This window comes from Arcicella sp., assembly GCF_964672035.1.
Genome location: NZ_CBABQS010000156.1, coordinates 1 through 4,273, shown reverse-complemented (window position 1 = coordinate 4,273; position 4,273 = coordinate 1). Strand labels below are relative to the sequence as shown.

7 protein-coding genes are annotated in these 4,273 nt (G+C 32.6%); 4 read left to right on the top strand and 3 right to left on the bottom strand.

The features are described from left to right. Both AC1W31_RS20665 and AC1W31_RS20660 read right to left on the bottom strand, forming a co-directional pair. Nucleotides 1–531, bottom strand: a 531-nt coding sequence (locus tag AC1W31_RS20665) for a hypothetical protein (protein WP_481736396.1), incomplete at its 3' end; no start/stop codon positions are given. A 24-nt stretch (nt 532–555) separates the two neighbouring features. Continuing rightward, nucleotides 556–1,149, bottom strand: a complete 594-nt coding sequence (locus AC1W31_RS20660) for a hypothetical protein (RefSeq protein ID WP_481736395.1) — start codon at nt 1,147–1,149, stop codon at nt 556–558. Between the two features lie 77 nt (nt 1,150–1,226). On the opposite strand from AC1W31_RS20660, the gene AC1W31_RS20655 reads away from it, so the two are divergent. Further along, entirely contained in the window at nt 1,227–1,949 is a 723-nt protein-coding gene (locus AC1W31_RS20655; protein ID WP_481736394.1) for a M23 family metallopeptidase, read from the top strand. Nucleotides 1,950–1,951: 2 nt separating this feature from the next. On the opposite strand, the gene AC1W31_RS20650 is transcribed toward AC1W31_RS20655, so the two are convergent. Beyond that, entirely contained in the window at nt 1,952–2,611 is a 660-nt protein-coding gene (locus AC1W31_RS20650; protein ID WP_481736393.1) for a hypothetical protein, read from the bottom strand. Nucleotides 2,612–2,832: 221 nt separating this feature from the next. Between AC1W31_RS20650 and AC1W31_RS20645 the strand changes: the two genes are divergently transcribed. The 3 genes from AC1W31_RS20645 to AC1W31_RS20635 all read left to right on the top strand — a co-directional run. Continuing rightward, the gene (locus AC1W31_RS20645; RefSeq protein ID WP_481736392.1) at nt 2,833–3,720 is read left to right on the top strand and encodes a hypothetical protein; all 888 of its coding nucleotides are present in this window, start codon (nt 2,833–2,835) and stop codon (nt 3,718–3,720) included. A 28-nt stretch (nt 3,721–3,748) separates the two neighbouring features. Then, complete coding sequence (locus AC1W31_RS20640) at nt 3,749–3,985, top strand: hypothetical protein (RefSeq protein ID WP_481736391.1); 237 nt, start codon at nt 3,749–3,751, stop codon at nt 3,983–3,985. 37 nt (nt 3,986–4,022) lie between these two features. Then, nucleotides 4,023–4,273, top strand: a 251-nt coding sequence (locus AC1W31_RS20635; RefSeq protein WP_481736390.1) for a DUF4134 family protein, incomplete at its 3' end; no start/stop codon positions are given.

The window sequence follows — 4,273 nt, the reverse complement described above, 5'->3', positions numbered from 1 at the left end:
TTGTAAAAGAATTTGATCATTTTGTGAGTATTGACCGTATTTTACAGCAATACGAGCATTTTTGGAAAGACCTTCGGCATTTAATTGTTTGTGTTTTAGCTTGCCATTTAAAACAATTTTATCATTGTCAAGGCTTTGGAATGCAGGTGAAATAACAGTTTCTACCTTATCGTAATAGGCTTTAAAATCGGAGGTTTTTAAACCGTAGGGTGTGTTGGTAAAAACAGTTTTTAGTCCCGTCTTGGTGTTAATGGCAAAGCTAATGGATTCGGCTTTTACTGGATTTTCAATGGATGAAGCAACAATTTTATCCGCATTAATCTGACCATGCAAAATATTAGCCTCTGTTAAAGCCTTATCCAGCTTAATTAAGTTTTCTTTTTCTGGATTAATCCATACATACAAAGCATCAACTTTTTTGGCAGAGTCGTAGGTTTTCATGGCATAATTTCCAAAAATCATATAATCAACATTTCCATCATTTAGAGCTTTGACGACTTTTTGTAATTCAAATTCATTTCTATAATTCATTGTTAATTAAGGTGCTAAGTGAGATTATTGGGTAATAGGATAAAGTTCTCTATCCTTAGCTAAATCAAAAGTTGAATCTTTTTCATGCAACTTCAACTTTTGTTCAAAATCGTAAAAAAAGCCGTCTCTATCCTTTGATGGTAAAGCATTCCAATCATCGTATTTTTTCTGGACGATAACCATTTCATAGTAAACATCAGGCAGAAATTTAGGGAACTGTTCTCGGTCAATCGTGTCAGAATCATCAAAAGCATAAAGGACAGGATTCGTACAACCCTCTCCGTATTTTTTCTCCAATTTAGTAATAGGGGTCAATAGGTCTTCGATAAAATAGTATCCCATCTTTGCGTATTCTTCGTGTATATACATCAAATACCCAATACTATCTAAATCGGAAACAGACTTAATTAAATCAAAATTTTTGATTTGAGTGAAAATAAAATGTGGAGCTTCGGAGTTCACCAGAAGCGTATCTTTCATCCATCCTTCCTTTTTGAAGCAAAAGCCATTAAAAATTCCTTTGTCATAAAAGGCACACATATCTTCTATTTCAGACTCTGAATAAGAAATATTAGCATATTTTTCAATAAATTCTTTTTGTTGCGGTGATAATTCCATAAAATTCGTTTAGATTATTATAATAATATAAAATTAAAATTTAATATTTGTAATAAATATTAAAATACAAATTATTAATGATTAAGTGCTTTATTTTTTCTTTATGCTTTCTCTTTTTAACAGATAATAGGGTACTTGCTCAGGAGAATAGTGTGGTGATTGATACCCTTGAAGAGAGTATCGAATTTACAGAAGAGATAGACACATTAGAGGTTGAGAGTCCCAACCTTTACCCATTGCAAGACACCATAAACTATCAAATAGAAAATAGTCTAAATAACAAACGATTTTATGCTGCACTCAGAGGATGCTCAAATAGTTTAGTGGTAGAGAATTTCACATTTCTACTCGGCTATGACCCATCTTTAAGGTTTAAGATTCCTGCAATCAGTCCAATAAATCTCAATCATAATCCATTTGTTAATTCAAAGTTTGGTTTCAGAGTACACCCAAAATACAAAGACATTAGATTTCATGGCGGCGTGGATATAATTACTATAAGTAATAAAGAACCCATTTATGCAACAGCTCAGGGAGTAATCTCAAAAATAGCTTATGACCCAAACGGCTACGGAATTTATGTCGTTGTGGATCATGCCTATGGTTATCGAACGATATACGCCCACTTAGAATTTACGGTCATTGAGTTAAATCAGATAGTATATGCAGGAACTATTTTAGGGAAAATGGGAAAAACAGGCAATGCTTCGGGTTATCATCTCCATTATAGTATTATGAAGAATGGGCGTTATGTTGATCCTTCACCCATGCTTTCTTTATTTTTGGCGGATGCAAAATAAATTTAGAACAAGAACAATGTTCCATGACTAACTGATTTACAAGTAGTTCTAAGTCTAACAGATTGTGTAGTAGTAAGTTGAACGCTTCGGTTTTTGCTTTTTCTGGAAAAATCAGGAATACATTCCAAGGCTGGCTTTATTTCAGCTAAGTCGTTTACATTTTGAAAAGAGTCCTTTAAATCTACGAATGAGGATTGAATATGATTGTCTTCAACGAGTGTTTCAACAAGAGTCCTTTCTTCTGAATTTTCCAATTCGTTATAACCCATTTCATTTATTTCTTGTAAGATTGCTCCACCCATTAACTCCAAAGCCAAGGTTATACTCACAAAAAAGTAAGCTGTGTAGGCAATAGCTTCTGTATCCAAATAGTGATATACTTCCCAAAAATCGAACAAAGAAATGCCCACCGAGACTAAAACGGCAATCGTTTTGGTCTGCGATAATCCCTTTTCGGATGCTAAGAAACTGGCGTATGCAAAAGACCCACGTATAAACTCGGTAATGATGGCTAATGCCCATGAAGCTAAGAGGGCTTGTGTTCCCACGTAGTCATGTAGAACCTTCGTAAACAAGTACGTTTGTTTCAAATACATGGTGAAAAATAAAGCAAATGCTATTGAAAGCCAAAAAATTATTTTAATATTCTTAATCGTTTTCATGTTGTTTTTATTTATTTGATACTTCAAAATTACAGAATAGCAATCAATTCATAGCCACAAACTACTGACAATCAAATACTTAACCCAATTGTAAATTTTAAAAAACGTCCCCTTACTTTTATATTACTATATTTTATATAAATTAAATTTTTATATTATTATAAATATATTTTTTTATATTTGCACAAATTAAAAAATATCATTTTTAAGTTACGAATAGTATGATTATCGCTATGATGTTAAAAATATCTTTTGCCAATTTTTTCATTTTTGGCATTTGTTTCTTCTTTGTTTGGGGTTGGTTGGTCGTGGGAACAAATCTTTTCAAAGACAACGATGAAATTTCTGGCACGAACAAAGGACAAGCGGATTTATTAATGAGAAACGATGGGGGAGTAGGAGAGGAAGAGCAAAGGTTAATTAATGAAAAATTAGATTTGATTAAAAATCCCAATGTCGTACCTACTCCTGATTCACGAATTAAAAGCACCTATTTACCAGAGAGGAACGACACTCAGACTACTAAATTTCAGCGAGATAAACCTTCGGATGTTGTTCCTAATATTTTGGAAAACCACCCTAAAACTGAGCTTAATAATTCAAATGCATCAACAGATAATGAGGATGAAACTGAACCAGAGGACACCCCACCAAATGCAAGTGATTTTTTCAATGATTTTGATGATGATATTATTGAGGGTGGAAATTATGATAAAGAAGAAATTGAGGTAGTCAAACCAATATTTATTGAATCAGGCTTAAAACCACAATTATTCGCAAAAGCTGAATGGATGGAGGAATTAGAACAGTTTATAGCTGATTTTGAATTGTTGAGTGAGGATGAACAAAGCAATATTAAGCAACAAGGGGAAGAGGTTTATCAAAGAATATTAGTAATACAAAAACAGCAAATGGAGGTCTATAAATTAGATAAAAACTCTATGGTCTATCGCACAGCAACATCTTTTGAAGAAATTGCTTCCGATGAAAATGTTATCAGTAAAAATGATTTGTTTTTACTTAATACAAAACCACTTACCAATATTGAAATCCAATATTCATCTAAAACTAACTTAATAGTTAAAGAACACTATTTGATGTCTGCCTAATGAATTTATTACTTTTCTTACCACAATTATGAAATTTTTAAAAACTATTAAAATTGCCCTAATACCTAAAATCATAGTTTGCATCCTTTTTGTCGCAGCACCTTTTTCTTCGTTGATGGTTCAATCCATTCTCATTTTTGTTGAAACTTCCCAAATTCAGATTAAAGTGCTTTTCTGTCCAATCAGTATGTTCGCTTATATTATTTCCGTAATGGTTTTTATAATTGGGCTTGTTAGAATTTCTGCCCAAAAGCAATCAAGATAATTATCAATTTAATTAATCAATTTTTACATTTCTTATTATGCTTAAACAATTTTTTATCAAAGAACGATGGGAAAGATCAATCGGGTTGTTTGTCCTGTCGATGTATGTTTCATTTTCTTCAATGGCTCAATCTGCTACTTTAAATGGTGATGCAGGTGTAGCCGCCATTGAGGATGCACAGGTTCAGATTAAGAAATATTTTGCCCCTGTAACCATCATTATCTATATCATTGCTGCTATTGTCGGGATGATTGGGGCTTTCAAGGTTTACAATAAATGGCAAAATGG